Annotated in this window: 8 protein-coding genes, 1 tRNA gene and 3 pseudogenes; 8 read left to right on the forward strand and 4 right to left on the reverse strand. The window is 57.7% G+C overall.

Annotated elements, in window-relative coordinates; all coding sequences use genetic code 11:
• Positions 1–1,303: 1,303 nt before the first annotated feature.
• A complete protein-coding gene (locus tag PG888_RS18410; protein WP_042082421.1) occupies positions 1,304–1,528 on the reverse strand; it encodes an AlpA family transcriptional regulator in 225 nt (74 codons plus the stop codon).
• Between the two features lie 455 nt (positions 1,529–1,983).
• Between PG888_RS18410 and PG888_RS18415 the strand changes: the two are divergent.
• The 3 pseudogenes from PG888_RS18415 to PG888_RS18425 all read left to right on the forward strand — a co-directional run.
• Positions 1,984–2,214: pseudogene (locus PG888_RS18415) on the forward strand (transposase); the annotation flags it as partial.
• An 86-nt stretch (positions 2,215–2,300) separates the two neighbouring features.
• Positions 2,301–3,329: pseudogene (locus PG888_RS18420) on the forward strand (IS110 family transposase).
• A 301-nt stretch (positions 3,330–3,630) separates the two neighbouring features.
• A pseudogene (locus tag PG888_RS18425) lies at positions 3,631–4,066 on the forward strand (transposase); the annotation flags it as partial.
• Positions 4,067–4,395: 329 nt separating this feature from the next.
• Here the strand turns inward: PG888_RS18425 and PG888_RS18430 are convergent.
• Both PG888_RS18430 and PG888_RS18435 read right to left on the reverse strand, forming a co-directional pair.
• A tRNA-Thr gene (locus tag PG888_RS18430) sits at positions 4,396–4,471 on the reverse strand.
• A gap of 86 nt (positions 4,472–4,557) precedes the next feature.
• Entirely contained in the window at positions 4,558–5,298 is a 741-nt protein-coding gene (locus PG888_RS18435; protein ID WP_182937895.1) for a phosphatase, read from the reverse strand.
• A gap of 468 nt (positions 5,299–5,766) precedes the next feature.
• Here PG888_RS18435 and PG888_RS18440 point away from each other — a divergent pair, with 468 nt between their 5' ends.
• The 5 genes from PG888_RS18440 to ruvC all read left to right on the forward strand — a co-directional run bounded on the left by PG888_RS18440 (position 5,767) and on the right by ruvC (position 13,740).
• Positions 5,767–6,420, forward strand: a complete 654-nt coding sequence (locus PG888_RS18440; protein WP_042020647.1) for a TetR/AcrR family transcriptional regulator — start codon at positions 5,767–5,769, stop codon at positions 6,418–6,420.
• A gap of 48 nt (positions 6,421–6,468) precedes the next feature.
• The gene (locus PG888_RS18445; protein WP_182937896.1) at positions 6,469–8,808 is read left to right on the forward strand and encodes an acyl-CoA dehydrogenase; all 2,340 of its coding nucleotides are present in this window, start codon (positions 6,469–6,471) and stop codon (positions 8,806–8,808) included.
• 167 nt (positions 8,809–8,975) lie between these two features.
• Positions 8,976–12,038 (forward strand): efflux RND transporter permease subunit, encoded by a 3,063-nt coding sequence (locus PG888_RS18450; protein ID WP_182937897.1) that lies wholly within the window; start codon positions 8,976–8,978, stop codon positions 12,036–12,038.
• 15 nt (positions 12,039–12,053) lie between these two features.
• Positions 12,054–13,103, forward strand: a complete 1,050-nt coding sequence (locus PG888_RS18455) for an efflux RND transporter periplasmic adaptor subunit (protein ID WP_182937898.1) — start codon at positions 12,054–12,056, stop codon at positions 13,101–13,103.
• A gap of 115 nt (positions 13,104–13,218) precedes the next feature.
• On the forward strand, positions 13,219–13,740 hold the full coding sequence (ruvC, locus tag PG888_RS18460; protein WP_005334512.1) for a crossover junction endodeoxyribonuclease RuvC: 522 nt from the start codon (positions 13,219–13,221) through the stop codon (positions 13,738–13,740).
• Positions 13,741–13,837: 97 nt separating this feature from the next.
• Here ruvC and PG888_RS18465 read toward each other — a convergent pair whose 3' ends face one another.
• Complete coding sequence (locus tag PG888_RS18465) at positions 13,838–16,939, reverse strand: hypothetical protein (protein ID WP_182939773.1); 3,102 nt, start codon at positions 16,937–16,939, stop codon at positions 13,838–13,840.
• Positions 16,940–16,976 lie beyond the last annotated feature (37 nt).

A 16,976-nucleotide genomic window follows, 5' to 3' on the forward strand; every position in this document is an offset into this window, starting at 1 on the left:
CTGCACCAGAGCGCCAGTAGGCTGGAACTGCTACAGGTAGCGTGAAATGGAAATCTAACCCTGGCAAACATCGATTGTCGGCTGACAACGGGGTGATCTGAGCCGGAGTGCCCGCTGGCCGGAACTGCTACAGGTATCGTGAAATGGAAATCTGACCCCAGCGAACTCGATTGTCGGCTGACAACGGGCTGATCTGCACCAGAGTACCCGCTGGCCGGAACTGCTACAGGTAGCGTGAAATGGAATTATCACCCTGGCAAACATCGATTGTCGGCTGACAACGGGCTGATCTGCACCAGAGTACCCGCTGGCCGGAACTGCTACAGGTAGCGTGAAATGGAATTATCACCCTGGCAAACATCGATTGTCGGCTGACAACGGGCTGATCTGCACCAGAGTACCCGCTGGCCGGAACTGCTACAGGTATCGTGAAATGGAAATCCCGCCCTAACAAGCTCGATTGTCGGCTGACAACAGGGGTTATCTGCGTCAGACCCCAGCAGGCCCGAACTGCTACAGGTATCGTGAAATGGAAATCCTGCCCCCAACAAGCTCGATTGTCGGCTGACAACACGCTGTTTTGTGCTGCTCGACATCGGGGCTTATCAGCTATAGGTATCGTGAAATGGAATTTGGCTCATTGCAGGCAGCGATTGTCGGCTGACAACACGCTGATCTGTGCATGAGTACCCGCTGACCTAAACAACTACAGGTATCGTGAAATGGAACTCAGCCCCTGGTAAACATCGATTGTCAGCTGACAACGGAGTGATCTGCACCTGAGTACCCGCTGACCTGAACAACTACAGGTATCGTGAAATGGAATTTTGACACTGGCAAACATCGATTGTCGGCTGACAACGGAGTGATCTGCACCTGAGTACCCGCTGGCCTGAACAACTACAGGTATCGTGAAATGGAACTCAGCCCCTGGCAAACATCGATTGTCAGCTGACAACGGAGTGATCTGCACCTGAGTACCCGCTGGCCTGAACAACTACAGGTATCGTGAAATGGAACTCAGCCCCTGGCAAACATCGATTGTCAGCTGACAACGGAGTGATCTGCACCTGAGTACCCGCTGACCTAAACAACTACAGGTATCGTGAAATGGAATTTTGACACTGGTAAACAGCGATTGTCGGCTGACAACGGGGTGATCTGCGCCTAAGTGCCCACAGTGAATGGACTATCAGTATCGTGATAAAGGTAAACGGTTGCATCTCAAAGAAAACCACAAGCCATTTGACGTGTGGTTTATTTTTTCACTCTATCAAGGTATAGATAAACATTATTTCTGGAGTTAATCTGTATACCTATTAGCATTACAACGATTTCTAATTGCAATTTTATTTCTAATCCAAGAGTCAATTTCTGCCTCTACAAATGCAACGGAGCGAGGCCCCAAACTTACCTGTTGTGGAAACAATCCGTGACTTATTAAGCTATAAACTGTAGACCTGGACATGCCTGTTTTTTTTACTACTTCAGTCATCTTGATCAAACGAATATCTTGTTCGTATACCATATACCCCTCACATTCTAGTTTGAGAAGAATTAAATCACATATAAAAAAATACACAAGAAAAACTTAGAGAGAAAACGAAATAAGCCATTGACTCTATTAGACTTTATAAATAACCACATAGAAATGACATACAATTATTATGTCTTATAAATAATTAGAGCTATTTTATAAGTGATTATAAATAACCATCCTTATGTTGGTGTACTGAACATAGCTGAACTTGCAATGGAGTAGCCTTGTTTTCAACAGCTCTGTATAAAACTTCGCCAACAAAAACCCAATCAAAACTCGTTATCATGCCTTTCTTACTTACAGAGGCGTTGTTGCCCAAATCTATACAGCTTGAATGTAACTACCTGAGGATTTGGCGTTCTGATCACCACCATCCTCTTCAAGTCTGCATTATGGGTACGTCGCCTCACACCATCGCCAACTGACCTAAATACAACAAATCTTTGATTAATAGTAGCTAACTCACCTTCTGGATTGATGCCGAAGCCATGAGCAATTGGTTTCGCTACGACCTTCATGTACGGCGGGACCGCAGCCCGCTTTACACTGACCAGACCATCAGTACCTCCCTGATGCTCAAGGGAATTTTCAACCTCACTCTGCGGGCTACTCAGGAACTACTCGACTCCCTGTTCGAGTTGATAAATGTGCCGTCGTGCTCACCGGACTATAGCTAATGGGATGGTCGCCCCTCCCCAAAACGGCATCTGAGTGCCAAAGTGGCGAATGTAAGTTCCCACTGATGAGAGAGGCGACCACCATGAAGGCTACGACTATCGGCATTGATCTGGCAAAACATCTCTTCCAATTACATGGCGTTGATCAACATGGCAAGACGGTCCTCAAGCGATAGTTGAAGCGGGATCAGATGCTCTCATTCTTTACCAATCTTCCTCCTAGCCTGATCGGCATGGAGGCATGCGGCAGTGCCCATTACTGGGCCAATAAACTGCAAGGAATGGGGCATACCGTCAAACTGATGGCGCCGCAGTTCGTTAAGCCCTATGTGAAGACCAACAAGAACGATGCTGCGGATGCAGAAGCTATCTGCGAAGCCGTCACCCGACCCAATATGCGGTTTGTGCCAATAAAAAATGGCGAGCAGTTAGCCGTGTTGGCGCTACATCGCGCAAGGCAAGGGTTCGTCAAAGCCAGAACGGCACAAGCTAATCAAATCAGGGGCCTGCTGGCTGAACATGGCATCATTGTCCCTAAAGGTATTGCACACATTAGCCTACGATTGCCCGAGCTCCTGGAGGATGCAGAGAACAACCTACCCGGAACGTTTCGTCAATTAATTGAGCGTTTAGGGGAGCACCTCAAAGAGCTCGCCAAGCAGGTGAATGAACTGGAAGAGCAGATCTGGTGTTGGCACAAAGAAAACTCGGCAAGCCAGAAGCTGGCTAAGATGCCGGGTATTGGTCCTCTCACGGCCAGTGCACTGGTAGCGTCTATCGGCGATGCAAAGCAGTTCGAAAATGGCCGCCAGCTAGCAGCCTGGTTGGGCTTGGTACCCAAGCAACATTCCAGCGGCGGCAAGCAGACCCTGTTGGGGATAAGCAAACGCGGTGACATCTATCTACGCACACTGCTGATCCACGGGGCCCGCTCCGTGCTCCGGGTCGCTGAGCGTAAGACAGAGTACGCAGGAAGCTGGCTTGCGGGGGTCATGGAGCGACGTAACCATAATGTAACGGTAGTGGCACTGGCCAACAAGAATGCACGCATCATCTGGGCATTACTTGCCCATGAGCGCGAGTACGATGCTGATCACGCAGTAGCGGTCTGAGCGCAATAGCTAGCAGAGGAACGGTGTTTCATAGCAAGCGTGACAAAGTATCGAGTTAACAACCAGCGTTAGAAAGTACCACCGATTGCACGGGCGATCATGACGTGATGGCGAGGCAGGTCAGACCGTGACTGGCAAAACCCGACAGACACAGGGCACTAATAAGTGCGTTTAGCTGATAGAGGAGCCAGTCAGCGAATTCCATCAGGGATAGAGGCTGTTGCCTCGGTGAAATCCGGATCTATGGCTGCAATCTCAACCTGACTCACTTTCATTGATTGAGGGCTTGGCAAACCGGGGCGACCATCTATGTGTCAGCAAGAGTGCACGCACAGTAACAGTGGCCTATCGAAAGCCCCCAAAGAGACGCATTACCGACCTAGTGTTCGACTCGACTGGCCTCAAGATATTTGGAGATGGTGAGTGGAAGGTCAAAAAACACGGCGGCGAGTGCGGTGCAAGTTGCATCTGGCAGTAGACCCGGCCACTCACGATATCGTGGCGGTGGAAGTGTCATTGGAAAATGTCCATGATGCCGAAGCTCAACCCACTGGCAGAGACGGCGATGTATCGGTTCAAGCAGTTGATGAAGGGCAAAATCAATCTGCGACATACAACGCTCAGGTAGAGGACATGACGGTGTTGTGAGCGCTATAAACAAACTGAATAGTCTTGGCTTGCCGGCCACAAACCAAAGTGTAACTGCTACTTGGGGAAGGGAAATCTGCGTTTTCTGATTGATCTGCCCCCCCCCTGAGCAATTGTATCAATCAGCAAATACCACTATTGATGAGTGGTAGCGAGCCATCATCGTTGCTATGACCATGAAGCCAGCAACACTAAATGGTGCAACTAACTATTCACGGCTCCAGCATCTACACAGAAGGTAACCGGGTTGATGTATTGAAATTGGGAGAACAGGTGGATGACCTTACACATAAGGCGCGTATGACAAGAGTAAGAAACGACCCATTCTATACTCTTCACAACAAGTACGCCAACAAGTACGCCGACGATAAACTCACACTAAAATCGTTAACTAAAAAACCTAACCCATTGTTTTATATGGTGCCGATAAGGGGAATCGAACTCCTGACCTTCGCATTACGAATGCGCTGCTCTACCAACTGAGCTATACCGGCTTGTTGCCATTCAGATTCATGAAAAATGGCCGACGTGTCAATCGAGCCAACTCAATTTTATGAGTTGGCTCATGGTGTTAGCAGTCTTAGAGATCGACGAACTCGGGAATATGGGCGCGGCCACGGCTTTCGAGGAAATCGAGCAGGGCGCGGGGGGAGCGCACCAGGATCCGCTCTTGCGGGAAGCCCGCTTCGGTCACCAGACGGTGACAGTGGTCAAAATCGCCGAGGCTGAAGGCGACGTGGGAGTCGGATCCGAAAGTGAGATAGGCCCCCAGATCTCGCGCAGCTTCGACGATGGCGCGGCAGTTGCCTTCACTGCCCGGGCGCGAGTGAATGAAGGAGGAGTTGTTGATCTCCAGCGCCACCCGATAGTCGGCCGCCGCCTTGACCACCGCCTGAATGTCGATGGGAAATGCGGGATTACCCGGATGGCTGATCATATCGACCCGGCCGCTCTTGATGGCGTTGATCATCGCCTGGGTATGGGTGGCCTGATCGCAGGGAGGGAAGACCTGCTCATGAAAGCCCGCCATGATCATGTCGAGGCGCGACTCGTAACGCTCGGGGAAGTCGATCTCCCCGTCGAGGTTTTTGATGTTGGCCTCGATACCCCGCAGGATCCCCACCCCATCCACCACTCTTGGCAGTATTGGCAAGTTGGCAAAGTGCCAGACATGAGGGGCATCGGCCATCTCGGGACCGTGATCCGTGGTGGCAAACAGCTTGATCCCCTTGGCCTTGGCTATCGGCAGATAGTCGTGGATGGTGCTGTAGGCATGGGTGCTGGCAATGGTGTGAGTGTGGGTATCGACCGGGTACTTCATCTTCTCTCCCCTCATATTTTGAAGGGGCAGCATAACAAAGAGCGGCAGCTTGGGCCACGCCAGTGCTTGCCACACTTTGTCACAAAATACCGCGAAGCTGACATAGTCTGAGGGACCCTGGCTGGCATACTGCCCCCGTCGATACATGCCTGAACTCGCATCGACAGTTTGCCGTCAGGATGACGCGAACTCACTTTCCCCACCGTCGCGCCCTGCGGCGGTTTTTTTTGCCTGCAAACCGTAAATCGGTAACAAACGTGCAAAAAAAGGCCCAACTAGCATGGTGCAGGTTGGGCGAGACTTAATGTTTAATTGCAGTGGCATAGATATAGAGTCCTGCTTTTTGACTAAGTTCCGCCCACTTTGCTTTTTTCATCGAAAAACATTCCGCTAACACTCATTCACATTCTCTTGACACTTCACGTTATGAAACGTACTTTTTAAACATTCGTTTAAGTGAGGTGTCCAGTGAGTAAAATCGATACCAAAAACCGTATTCTCGATGCCGCTGAAGTGCTGTTTGCCGAGCGGGGATTCGCCGATACCTCTTTGCGTCTGATCACCAGCGAGGCCGACGTCAATCTGGCTTCCGTGAACTATCACTTCGGCTCCAAGAAGGAGCTGATCCAGGCAGTACTCGACCGTTACCTGAGCCTGTTCATGCCGGATCTCGATGCGCGCCTGCGGGTACTGATGGAGCAGGAGCAGCTGACCCTGCTGCAACTCTTTGAAAGCTTTGTCGAGCCGCTGATGAAGCTCTCGGCGGTGCGGGCCAACGGCCCGGCTATCTTCATGCAGTTGCTGGGACGCGGCTATATCGACAGCCAGGGCCACCTGCGCCGCTTTATCACCGCCCACTACGGCCCCATTCTGATGCGGATCACCCAGGCGATCTCCAAGGCCAATCCGGCCCTGTCACCAGCGGATCTCTTCTGGCGCCTGCACTTCACCCTGGGCACCGTCGTATTCACCATGGCCTCCGCCGATGCGCTACGCGACATCGCCCTGGCCGACTTTGGCCAGCAGCTCGATGTGGAAGGGCTGGTGCGCAACGTTATTCCTTATCTGGCGTCCGGAGTCGGGGCGCCCGTGGAGTCGACCAGGCTCTCCCTGGCCGTGTAACAACCAACAATAAATCAACGGAAACAGTGAAATAGAAGGAACTTCGGTATGATCACATTGCTTGTCCTGCTGGTGCTGGCGATAGCCGTTGTGCTCGGCGTGCCCTCCATCCGTAAAAAGGTGGTAACCCGTCCGGTGTTCGGCATCTTCAAAAAGATACTGCCGCCCTTGTCAGCTACCGAGCGGGAGGCCATGGAAGCCGGCTCCGTCTGGTGGGATGGCGAGTTGTTTCGCGGCAACCCCGACTGGAAAAAACTGCACGGTTACGGCAAGGCCGAACTGAGCGCCGAAGAGCAGGCCTTTATCGACAATCAGGTCGAAACCCTGCTCGCCATGGTCGATGACTTCAAGATCGTCAACGAAACCAAAGACCTGCCGGAACCGGTGTGGGACTATCTGAAGAAGGAAGGCTTCTTCTCCCTGATCATCCCGAAATCCTACGGCGGCCGCGAGTTTTCGGCGATTGCCAACTCCACCATCGTCACCCGCATTGCCACCAAGAGCCTGAGCGTGGCGGTCACCGTCATGGTGCCGAACTCCCTTGGCCCGGGCGAGCTGCTGATGCACTACGGCACTCAGGCCCAGAAAGATTTCTGGCTGCCGGGGCTGGCCAATGGCAAGGAAGTGCCCTGCTTCGCCCTGACCGGGCCGGAAGCGGGCTCCGATGCAGGCGCCATTCCTGACAAGGGGATCGTCTGCAAAGCGATGCACAAGGGTGAAGAGGTGCTGGGTATTCGCCTCAACTGGAACAAGCGCTACATCACCCTGGCCCCCCGTGCCACCGTGCTGGGGCTGGCATTCAAACTCTATGACCCGGAAAAACTGCTGGGTGACAAGGAAGAGCTCGGCATCACCTGCGCGCTCATCCCCACCAGCCACCCCGGCGTGCGCGTCGGCGATCGCCACTATCCCATGGGTCTGGCGTTCCTGAACGGCCCGACTTTCGGCAAAGATGTGTTCATTCCGCTCGACTGGATCATCGGTGGCCCGGATTACGCCGGCCGTGGCTGGCGCATGCTGGTGGAGTGCCTCTCTGCCGGTCGCGGCATCTCGCTGCCTGCGCTGGGCACCGCTTGCGGTCACATGGCGAGCCGCACTGTGGGCGCTTATTCCTACGTGCGCAAACAGTTCGGCATGTCCATCGGCAAGTTTGAAGGGGTGCAGGAAGCGCTGGCCCGCATCGGCGGCCTCACCTATCAGCTGGAAGGGGCACGTCGCATGACGGCAGGTTCCTTGGACCTCGGTCAGGCTCCTGCGATTGTCACTGCGATCTCCAAGTACCACATGACCGAAATGGCACGCCAGATCATGGATGACTCCATGGACATCCACGCCGGTCGCGCCATCCAGCTGGGCCCGAGAAACTACACCGGCTACGCCTACATGGGTATTCCGGTCGCCATCACGGTGGAAGGGGCCAACATCCTGACCCGTAACCTGATGATCTTCGGGCAAGGGGCCACCCGCTGCCACCCGTACGTCTTTGCCGAGCTGGAAGCTGCGGCTGACACCAACGTGGAGCGCGGTCTCGAGAAGTTTGACGCCCTGCTGATGAAACACATCGCCTTCGGTGCCGGCAACTTCTTCGGCTCCCTGTTCCAGGGGCTGACCCTGGGCCAGTTCAACAGCGCGCCGGTGGCTGGCGAAACCGCCCGCTACTACAAGCAGCTCTCCCGCATGAGTAAAGGGCTGGCCCTGTGCGCAGACGTCTCCATGCTGATGCTGGGTGGCGATCTCAAGCGCAAGGAGATGATCTCCGCCCGTCTGGGTGACGTGTTGAGCCACCTCTATCTGGCCTCCGCTACCCTCAAGCACTACGAGGATCAGGGCCGCATGGTCTCCGATCTGCCGTTCGTACAGTACGCGGTGGAGCGCAACCTCTACCTGATTGGCAAGGCGTTCGAGGGCTTCTTCCAGAACTTCCCGAACAAGGTAGTGGGTGCCGTGCTCAAGCGGGTGGTATTCCCGTTCGGTATCGGTTACAAGATGCCGGCAGACGACCGCTGCCATGCCATCTGTCTGGCCATGATGAAGCCGGGCGAGTTCCGCGACCGTCTGACAGCTCTCTGCTACGTCGGCAAAGACGAGGCGGATCCGGTTGGTCTGATGGAGCGTGCCTTCCAGGCCATGGTCTCGGTGCAGCCCTACGAGAAGAAACTGGTGCAGGCTCAGAAAGAGGGCAAACTGCCCCGCAAACTGGCGCTGCCGGAGCTGGTTGCCGCCGCCCTGTCTCAATCCATCCTGAGCAAGGACGAAGCAGACAAGCTGCTGGCCGCCGATGCCCTGCGCTACGAAGCCATTCAGGTAGACAACTTCGCCCCTGGCGAGCTGGAAGGCTTCTCCCAGCAACCAAACAAACAGCCAAACAAGGTCGAGCACGCCGCCTGATCCCCTGGCAAACCTGCACCAAACCGGCCCTAGTGGCCGGTTTTTTTGTTTGTTAACCATGCATTTACAAGCTGGGAGAATTCCAGTTAAATGCTTGAGTCCCTGTTGCAGGGGCTTTGGAAGCAAGGCCAGCGGAATGGCCGATAACAACTACTCAGGAAGAGTGAATGAACCTCGCCAAAACGGCGATCGAACGCCCCATCTGGGTGGCGGTCTCGATCGTGCTGATTTTCCTGCTGGGCCTGCTCAGCATCCGGGGACTGCCGATCCAGCTGTTCCCCGACATCGACCGTCCACACCTCAACATCTCGGTGAGCTGGCGTTCAGCCTCACCCCAAGAGATGGAGTCGGAGATCACCGACCCCATCGAGCAGGAGATGCAGGGGGTTCAGGGGCTCAAGAGCCTTGTCAGCAACAGCTATCCCGGCTTTACCGAAATCGACATGGAGTTTGCCCTCGGCACCGACATGCAACGGGCCCAACTCGATGTGATTTCGCGATTGAACCGGGTCTCGGGATTGCCGGACAAGATTGGCGGCCCCTACGTCAACAACTACAGCAGCAACGATACCCTCACCTTCTTCTTCATCCAGCAGCTGCCCGGCGCCAAAGGGGTGATCGATGATCATCAGGCGCTGATCGAGGCGCGGGTCAAACCCGAGCTGGAACGCATCGAAGGGGTCTCGACAGTCGCAGTCGAGGGGATCAACGAGCGCCAGATCCAGATCCGCTTCGACCCCTATCGCGCCGCCGAGCTGGGGGTGGAGATCCCGGTGCTGGCCAGCCGCGCCACCACCGGCTGGGACGTGTCGGCCGGTACCCTCGACATCGGTCGCTGGGAGTACAAGCTGCGCTTCGCCGGTCGTTACGATGTCGAGACGCTGGGGGACAAGGTGGTGGACTGGCGCGATGGCCTGCCCATCTATCTGCGTGATGTAGCGGAGGTAAGGGTGGCCCGGGAAGAGAACCCGGTGCTGCGGATCCAGAACGGCAATACCGCCATCGCCGCCCAGATCTTCAAGGAGAGCGGTGCCAATGCCCTGGCATCCCTTGAGGCGATCAAGGCCCGGGTGAACGAGCTCAACCGCGAGGTGCTGGAGCCGGTCGGGCTGCACATGGAGCAGTCGTTCGATGCCTCCCTCTACATCAATCGCGCCGTCAGCATGGTCACCGCCAACCTGGGGCTCGGGGTGCTGCTCTCCTGTGCCATCCTCTGGCTCTTCCTGCGCCAGCTCAAAGCGACCCTGATGATTGCCCTCGCCATCCCCATCAGCATCATGCTCACCTTCTGCCTGCTCAAGGTGATGGATCGCACCCTCAATATCATCTCGCTGGCGGGCATCGCCTTTGCCGTCGGCATGGTGCTCGACGCCGCCATCGTGGTGCTGGAAAGCATCTACCGGCGCCACGAGCGGGGGGATTTGAGCAAGGCGGAGGCGGCGCTCGAAGGTACCCGTCAGGTATGGACGGCGCTGGTGGCATCCACCCTCACCACGGTCGCCATCTTCCTGCCGGTGTTGCTGCTCAACGATGTGGAGGGTCAGCTGTTTGCCGATCTGGCGCTCACCATCGCCTGCGCCGTGACGGTCTCCATGCTGGTCGCCGTCATCGTGCTGCCTGCGGTGGCGGCGCGCTGGATGGGACATGAAACGCTGACCGATCCCTATGAGTCGCTGTGGCAGCGCACCACCCGTCACGTGATCCGCTGGACCTCGACCTCACGCCAGCGCTGGACGGTCATCACCCTGATGATGAGTCTGCCGGTACTGGCTACCTGGGCGCTGCTGCCGAAGATGGACTATCTGCCGGATGTGAAACGGGACGCGGTGGATGTCTGGATGAACTTCACCCCCGGGGTCAACCTCAAGGCCCAGCGCGAAGAGGTGATCGATACCCTGATCACCCGCCTCGCCCCCTACATGAAGGGGGAGAAAGAGCCTGCCCTCAAGAACTACTACATCTTGCGCTACCCGGGGGGCGCCCAGATTGGCGTGCGCCCCAAGGACGAGACCCGCATCAAGGAGCTGGAGAGCCTGTTGATGAAACAGCTGCTGGTGGGCATTCCCGACACCCGGGTGTTCGGCGGTCAGGGGTCGCTGTTTGGCGGCTTTGACAGCGAAAACGGCGTCTCCCTGCTGCTGCAGGGGGGTAACCTGCCCGAGCTCTATCAGGCGGCCCGTGCCAGCATGGGGATCCTCAGCAAGGACCTGCCGGGAGCACAGATCCGGCCCGAGCCGAGTCTCGACTTCACCGCCCCCGAGCTCAAACTGGTGCCGCAAGATCGACGTCTCGCCGAAGTGGGTTGGGATCGCACGCCCCTGCCCGCCATCATCCAGACCTTTGGCGACGGCTTGCGGGTTGGCGAGTATTTCGACGGCGAGGATCGGCTCGACATCATGCTGATGGGGCAGAGCTCCGCCAATCCGGACGAACTGAAGGCAGTGCCGCTGGCCACCCCCTCCGGGCGCATCGTTCCCCTTGGCGAGCTGTTGCGGGTGGAGCACGACATGGGCCCGGCCAGCATCTTCCGGGCCGATGGGCGGCGCAGCATCAGCCTGCAGATAGCGCCTCCGGCGGGCATGACCATGGAGCAGGTGATCGACACCCTGAAAAACCGCAGTTTTGCCGCCATCCGCCCCCTGCTGCCCGCCGGTGGCGAGCTGCGCATTGCCGGCAACGCCGACAGCCTGCAACAGGCGCTCGACAATCTGGGGACCATCTTTCTGTTCGCCGTGGTGATCCTGCTGGTGCTGCTGTGGGGAGTGTTTGCCTCCATCAAGGATGCCCTGCTGGTGCTGCTCACCCTGCCCCTTGCCTCGGTTGGCGGCGTACTGGCGCTGCAGCTGAGCGGGTTGCTGGTGCCGCTGCCGATGGATCTGCTCACCATCATCGGCTTTGTCATCCTGCTGGGACTGGTGGTCAACAACGCCATCCTGCTGGTGCATCAGACCCGCACCGCCGAACGGGACGGCATGAGCCGTCAGCTGGCGGTGGCCGATGCCCTGCAAAGCCGGATGCGTCCCATCGCCATGACCAGCCTAACCAGCATCTTCGGCATGCTGCCGCTGATGCTGAGCCCGAGCGAAGGGAGCGAAATTTACCGCGGGCTCGCCACCGTCATTGTCGGCGGCATGAGTTGCAGCACCCTGTTTACCCTGATCCTGTTGCCTGCTTTCCTGCGTCTCGGGGAGCAGGTGGCGATCCCACAACCCCTGCGCCAGCGGGCCTGAGCAAGGAGCTCATTGATGACACATATGATTACCCGAATGTTGGCTGGCGCTGTGCTGATTGCAGGCAGTGCGCTACCGGTATTGGCCGATCAGGGCAAGATGGTGACCCTGGCGGATGTGACCCAAGGGGATGCGGCCGCCAATATCTGGGTCAGCGGCACGGTGGCGAGTCGCCAGCAGGCGGCGCTCAGCGCCGAAGTAAGCGGCCGGGTGGAGTGGATCGCCGAATTTGGCAGCGGAGTCAAAAAAGGGGACGAGCTGCTGCGCCTCGACAGCGCGGCACTGCACCTCTCGCTGGAGCAGGCTCGCGCCGAGCAGGCGAAATGGCAGAGCAACCTGCGCTTCGCCCGCGCCGAATCCCAACGGATCACCCGACTGCACCAGCAAAAGAGCGCCTCCCAAAGCCAGTACGACAAGGCCAGCTACGATGTGGAGCAGGCCGCGCTGGCTGAGCGACTGGCCGCCATACAGGTGAACCAGATTGAAGAACAGCTGCGCCGCAGCCACATCTATGCCCCGTTCGACGGGGTGGTGAACAACCACTTCATCCAGCCCGGCGAGCATGTGGACGCTGGCGAGCAGGCGCTGGAGCTGGTCAACCCGGATCAGCCGGATATCCGCCTGCAGGCCCCCATTCTCTGGGCCCAGCAGCTGGCGCCGCAAACCCGGCTGCGGGTGGAGGGGGAGCAGCTGAGCGGTCACGGTGTCTATTACCAGCGGGCCGCCAGCGCCGATCCCAAATCGCGGCTGATCGAGCTGCGCCTCAAACCGGAAGCGGGCACCTTCATCATCGGCTCGCCGGTACGGGTTGCCCTTCCACTGGGGGATCAGCAGAGCATGCTGCTGCCCCGTGATGCTCTGGTGCTCGGCACCGATGGCAGCGTGGTCTATCAGGTGGCGCGAAGCGGCAAGGCGCTCAAGGTGAATCGGGTGCCGGTCACCGTGCTGTTTGGCGACAGCCAGCAGGTGGCGGTGAGCGGTGCCCTCAAGCAGGGGGATAGGGTGGTGGTGCGCGGCGCAGGCAGCCTGCAGGATGGCGACACCATAGAATTGTTCAAGGGCTAACCACGCCCGACGCAGGCTGGCCAATCTTTGCCCGCTTGACCCGGGACATACAGCCAAACGGGCCACAGTTTGCTATCTTGGCGGCCATCACTCGCGTTTAGAGCAATCAACACCCATGAGCATTATTTTGGGCATCGATCCGGGTTCGCGGATCACCGGATACGGGGTTATCCGGGTCGTGGGCGGCAAGGCCGAATACTTGGGCTCTGGCTGCATCCGCACCGATTGCGGCGAGCTGCCGGAGCGCCTCAAGCAGGTCTATGACGGGGTATGCGAGATCATCACCCAGTTCAAACCCACCGAGTTTGCCATCGAGCGGGTCTTTATGGCCCGCAACGCCGACTCGGCGCTGAAGCTGGGGCAGGCCCGGGGCAGTGCCATTGTCGCCGCGGTCAACGCCTATCTGCCGGTAAGCGAATACTCCGCCACCCAGATCAAGCAGGCGGTAGTCGGCACCGGCGGCGCCGCCAAGGAGCAGGTGCAGCATATGGTGACCCATCTGCTGAAACTCTCCGCCACCCCGCAAGCGGATGCGGCGGATGCCCTCGGCGTCGCACTCTGCCACCTGCACACCCGCCAGAGTCTGATCAAGATGGCAGGCCGCGCCAGCAGCTCGGTACGTGGCCGCTATCGCTGAGCCCTTGCTTGCCCGCACGGCTCACCTCGGTATCGCTAAATAAAAAAACCGCCCCGGCTAACCGGGGCGGTTTTGTTTGGCCGTTTTGTTTGACCGCTTAGCGGGCCGAGACGGTGATGCTGGCGAGATCGATCAGATTGACCGCTCCCTTTTGACCGCCTGCATCGTTGTAGGTGTCGTTCGCCTTCAGGTAACTCATGTTGTAAAAATCGCTCACCCGAATGTCATACTCTCCGGCGGGCAGATCCACCACAAACGGCGTCGAGTCACGCAGCGGTTTGAGGTCACCCTCTTTCATCACATGGGGCATCTGCACCACGCCGCTGGCGACCACCTGGCCACCACGTACCACCGAGATCCGTTTCACCCCGTTGGTCACCCCCAGATTGATGGCATGCTGGGCATTGCTGTATTGCAGGCGAATGGCGTGCTTGCCATCGAGCTTGACCCCCTGTACCAGCAAGCTGTCGTCGGGGCGGCCCCAATCCTTGAGGTAAGGGACGGGAATGGCCCCATCGGCGGCGCTCACACTCCCGGTATGGGAGACGTTGGCCGCATCGATGGCGATATGTTGCAGCGCAGGCTGATAGCAAATCGGCTTGGCATGATGGGAGCGGTTTCCGGACTCCGGATAGACCGCCTCGGCACTGTAGCAATAGGCCTGGCCCGGCTGTAACACCATGTCGTCGACCCAGTTGGTCGCACGATCCAGCCCGGAGGCCACCAATTTGCCATCCCGATAGATGTTGTAGCTGAGCGCCCCCTTGTTGACATGGTCCTGCAGGGCAACAACCAGCTTGCCACTCTGCTCGCTAACCCCGAGCAGGGTCGGCTCGGTCGGTGCGAATACCTGACGATTCTCGACATCCAGCGGCGCCACATCCTTGATCAGGCGGATCCCCTGATCATCAGCCACGGCAGCACCGAGCGTCACCTCAATCCGGTTGCTAGGGGCCAGCATGCCTTCACTGATCTGCTCCCCCACCGGGGCGCCATTGAGGGTAATGCCGCGCACCGGATAGTAACTGCCCTCCCCGCCCTGCTCCGGCAGGTGCAGCACGATATCGATCTGCTTGCCACGGTAGTTGAGCCCCTTGAGCGCGGCCTCGCTCTTGGCCCCCATCAACTTGTGCAGGTGAGCGGTAACAAACGGCTTGATCCTGATCCCACCCTCTTCCACTTTGTAGCCGAAGGTAGTGTCGGTCACCATGCCAAGGTAACCCCCGACAGACCAGAGCTGGCGCTGGGAGTTGATCACCGGCCCGGTCAAATCGGGATGGGTCAGATCCATCAGGGATGGCTGGCCGGAGAGCCACTCGAGGTTCTCCATGTTGGAGAGGTTCAGCGCGGCGCCTCGCATCAGGGAGTCGATATGGTGATCGACCACGGCAACATTCTGCACCATGGCCGCCGCCTTCAGCCCGTAGGCGGAGACAAAGGGCCAGATGGCGCGGTTATGGTAAACCGGCATATCGGGTTGCTGCGGGAAGTAGACCGGCGCGCCATAAGGGCCCATGGGATAGCGACTGATGATCTCTTTGGCCTGCGTCTCATCGGCAACACCGGCCAGAATGGCGAGGGATTCCCCCAATAGATCGAACTTGTAGGCTGGACTCTGATCGGTACTGGTGTTGATCAGGCTGGCATACATCTTCTCGTCAGCCAGCCAGAAAGCGCGATTGATCGCCAGTTTCAGCTCCCCCGCCCACTGGTTATAGCGGCTCGCCAGCTCATCTCGACCCAGTTCGCCAGCCACCCGCGCGGCCAGCAGCAACCCCTGATAGTGGGTCACGTTGGTTGAGAGGGATTTGCTCATGCCGATGTGGGCGATATCTGCGGTGATCCACTTGGCATAGGTCTGGTCGCGCCAATCGAGGAAGGATTGCTCCCCGACATAGAGGCCATCTGCACTATCGAAAGCGGCCAGACGATCACTCTCTATGGTGTTGCTCAGCCCTTCAAACACCTCGGGCAAGAACGCGCTGCGCTCGGCATCCGGCAGGGCGGCCAGCACCCGCTCGGCCCCCAGGGCCCAGCTCATGCGATCGGTACTGATGGGCCAGCTGCCCCCCGTACCGGTATCCTGAATGATCTGGCGTCCTTGCGGGATCAAGCTGTCCAGATCGCTTTTCAGCTCAGATCTGAAATCCGATAGCTTGAATCGCAGGGAGTTGCGAGCACGCATGGGATCAAGCGCCCCCAGCCCCAGATCGGTGGCGTAGGAGAGATCCCGCGTCCAGACGTAATGCCACTTGGCGCCCGTTTCAAAACAGTCGCAAGGGATCGCCTGCCCCCCGTTGTAACTGCCATCCTTGACCTGCGCCACGCTGTTCTGGCGCATCTCGTAAGCAGCCAGCGCAAACAGGGCATCAAACACCATGTTGCCGGAGCGCAGGCGGGGCAGATCGGACTGCTCCTGATAGGTGGTAAAGTTCTCGCCCGGATCACGCAACTCCTGAGTGGTCGACTGCGCATAGCTACGATACTCGTCACTGGCCTGCTTGACCGAGAAAGTTGCCGTTTCCGTCACCCCGGGTTTATAGGTCTCATACTCGCGCTTCTCGATCAGCTCATGCCCTTCATGGGGATTGATCATGCCAAGGTCACCCTCCCCTGCGACGCTGACCTGCAACAGGGGAGCGTTCTCATCCTGGCTGGCATCCAGCAGGAACTTGTAATACCCCTCCTGCTCTACCCGCACGGTTGCCAGTTGGCACTGGGCATCGCAGCGCTGCATCTTGACCGGGTTGTTCAATGCAATGACGCCATTGAGCCCAAAACCGATCCCCTCCTGCGCGGAGGCAATCTTTATCTTGTGCTCACCCGTCGTCAGCTTGGCCACCATCACATACTGCTTGTCCCCCTGATAGACCATCTGCAGGACGGGCTCCAGATTGCCATCAATCCCTTTCAGATAGAGGCTCTCGCTGTAATTGGGGTCATCACGCACCATGGAAAACTCGATGGCCGGTGCAGCCAGATCGGCATTGGTCACCTTGACCTGAATGTCGAGCAACCCCTTTTCAGTCACCACCAGACGGTTGTTCTGCCCATTGTTCTGGTAGTACATGGGATAGACCTGACCGGGGAAGATGCTGGTCTCCTTGCGGGAGTCCGCGGAGAAATCGGGATATTTGGTCCACTCGGGGCCAGCCACTTTGAAGGGGGACATCCCCGAGTTCATCTTCAGGTTGTCCAGACGATAGACCCCATCCTTGAAGGTCAGTTTGAATTTG

It is taken from the genome of Aeromonas sp. QDB23 (assembly GCF_027707745.1).
GTDB lineage: Bacteria > Pseudomonadota > Gammaproteobacteria > Enterobacterales > Aeromonadaceae > Aeromonas > Aeromonas allosaccharophila.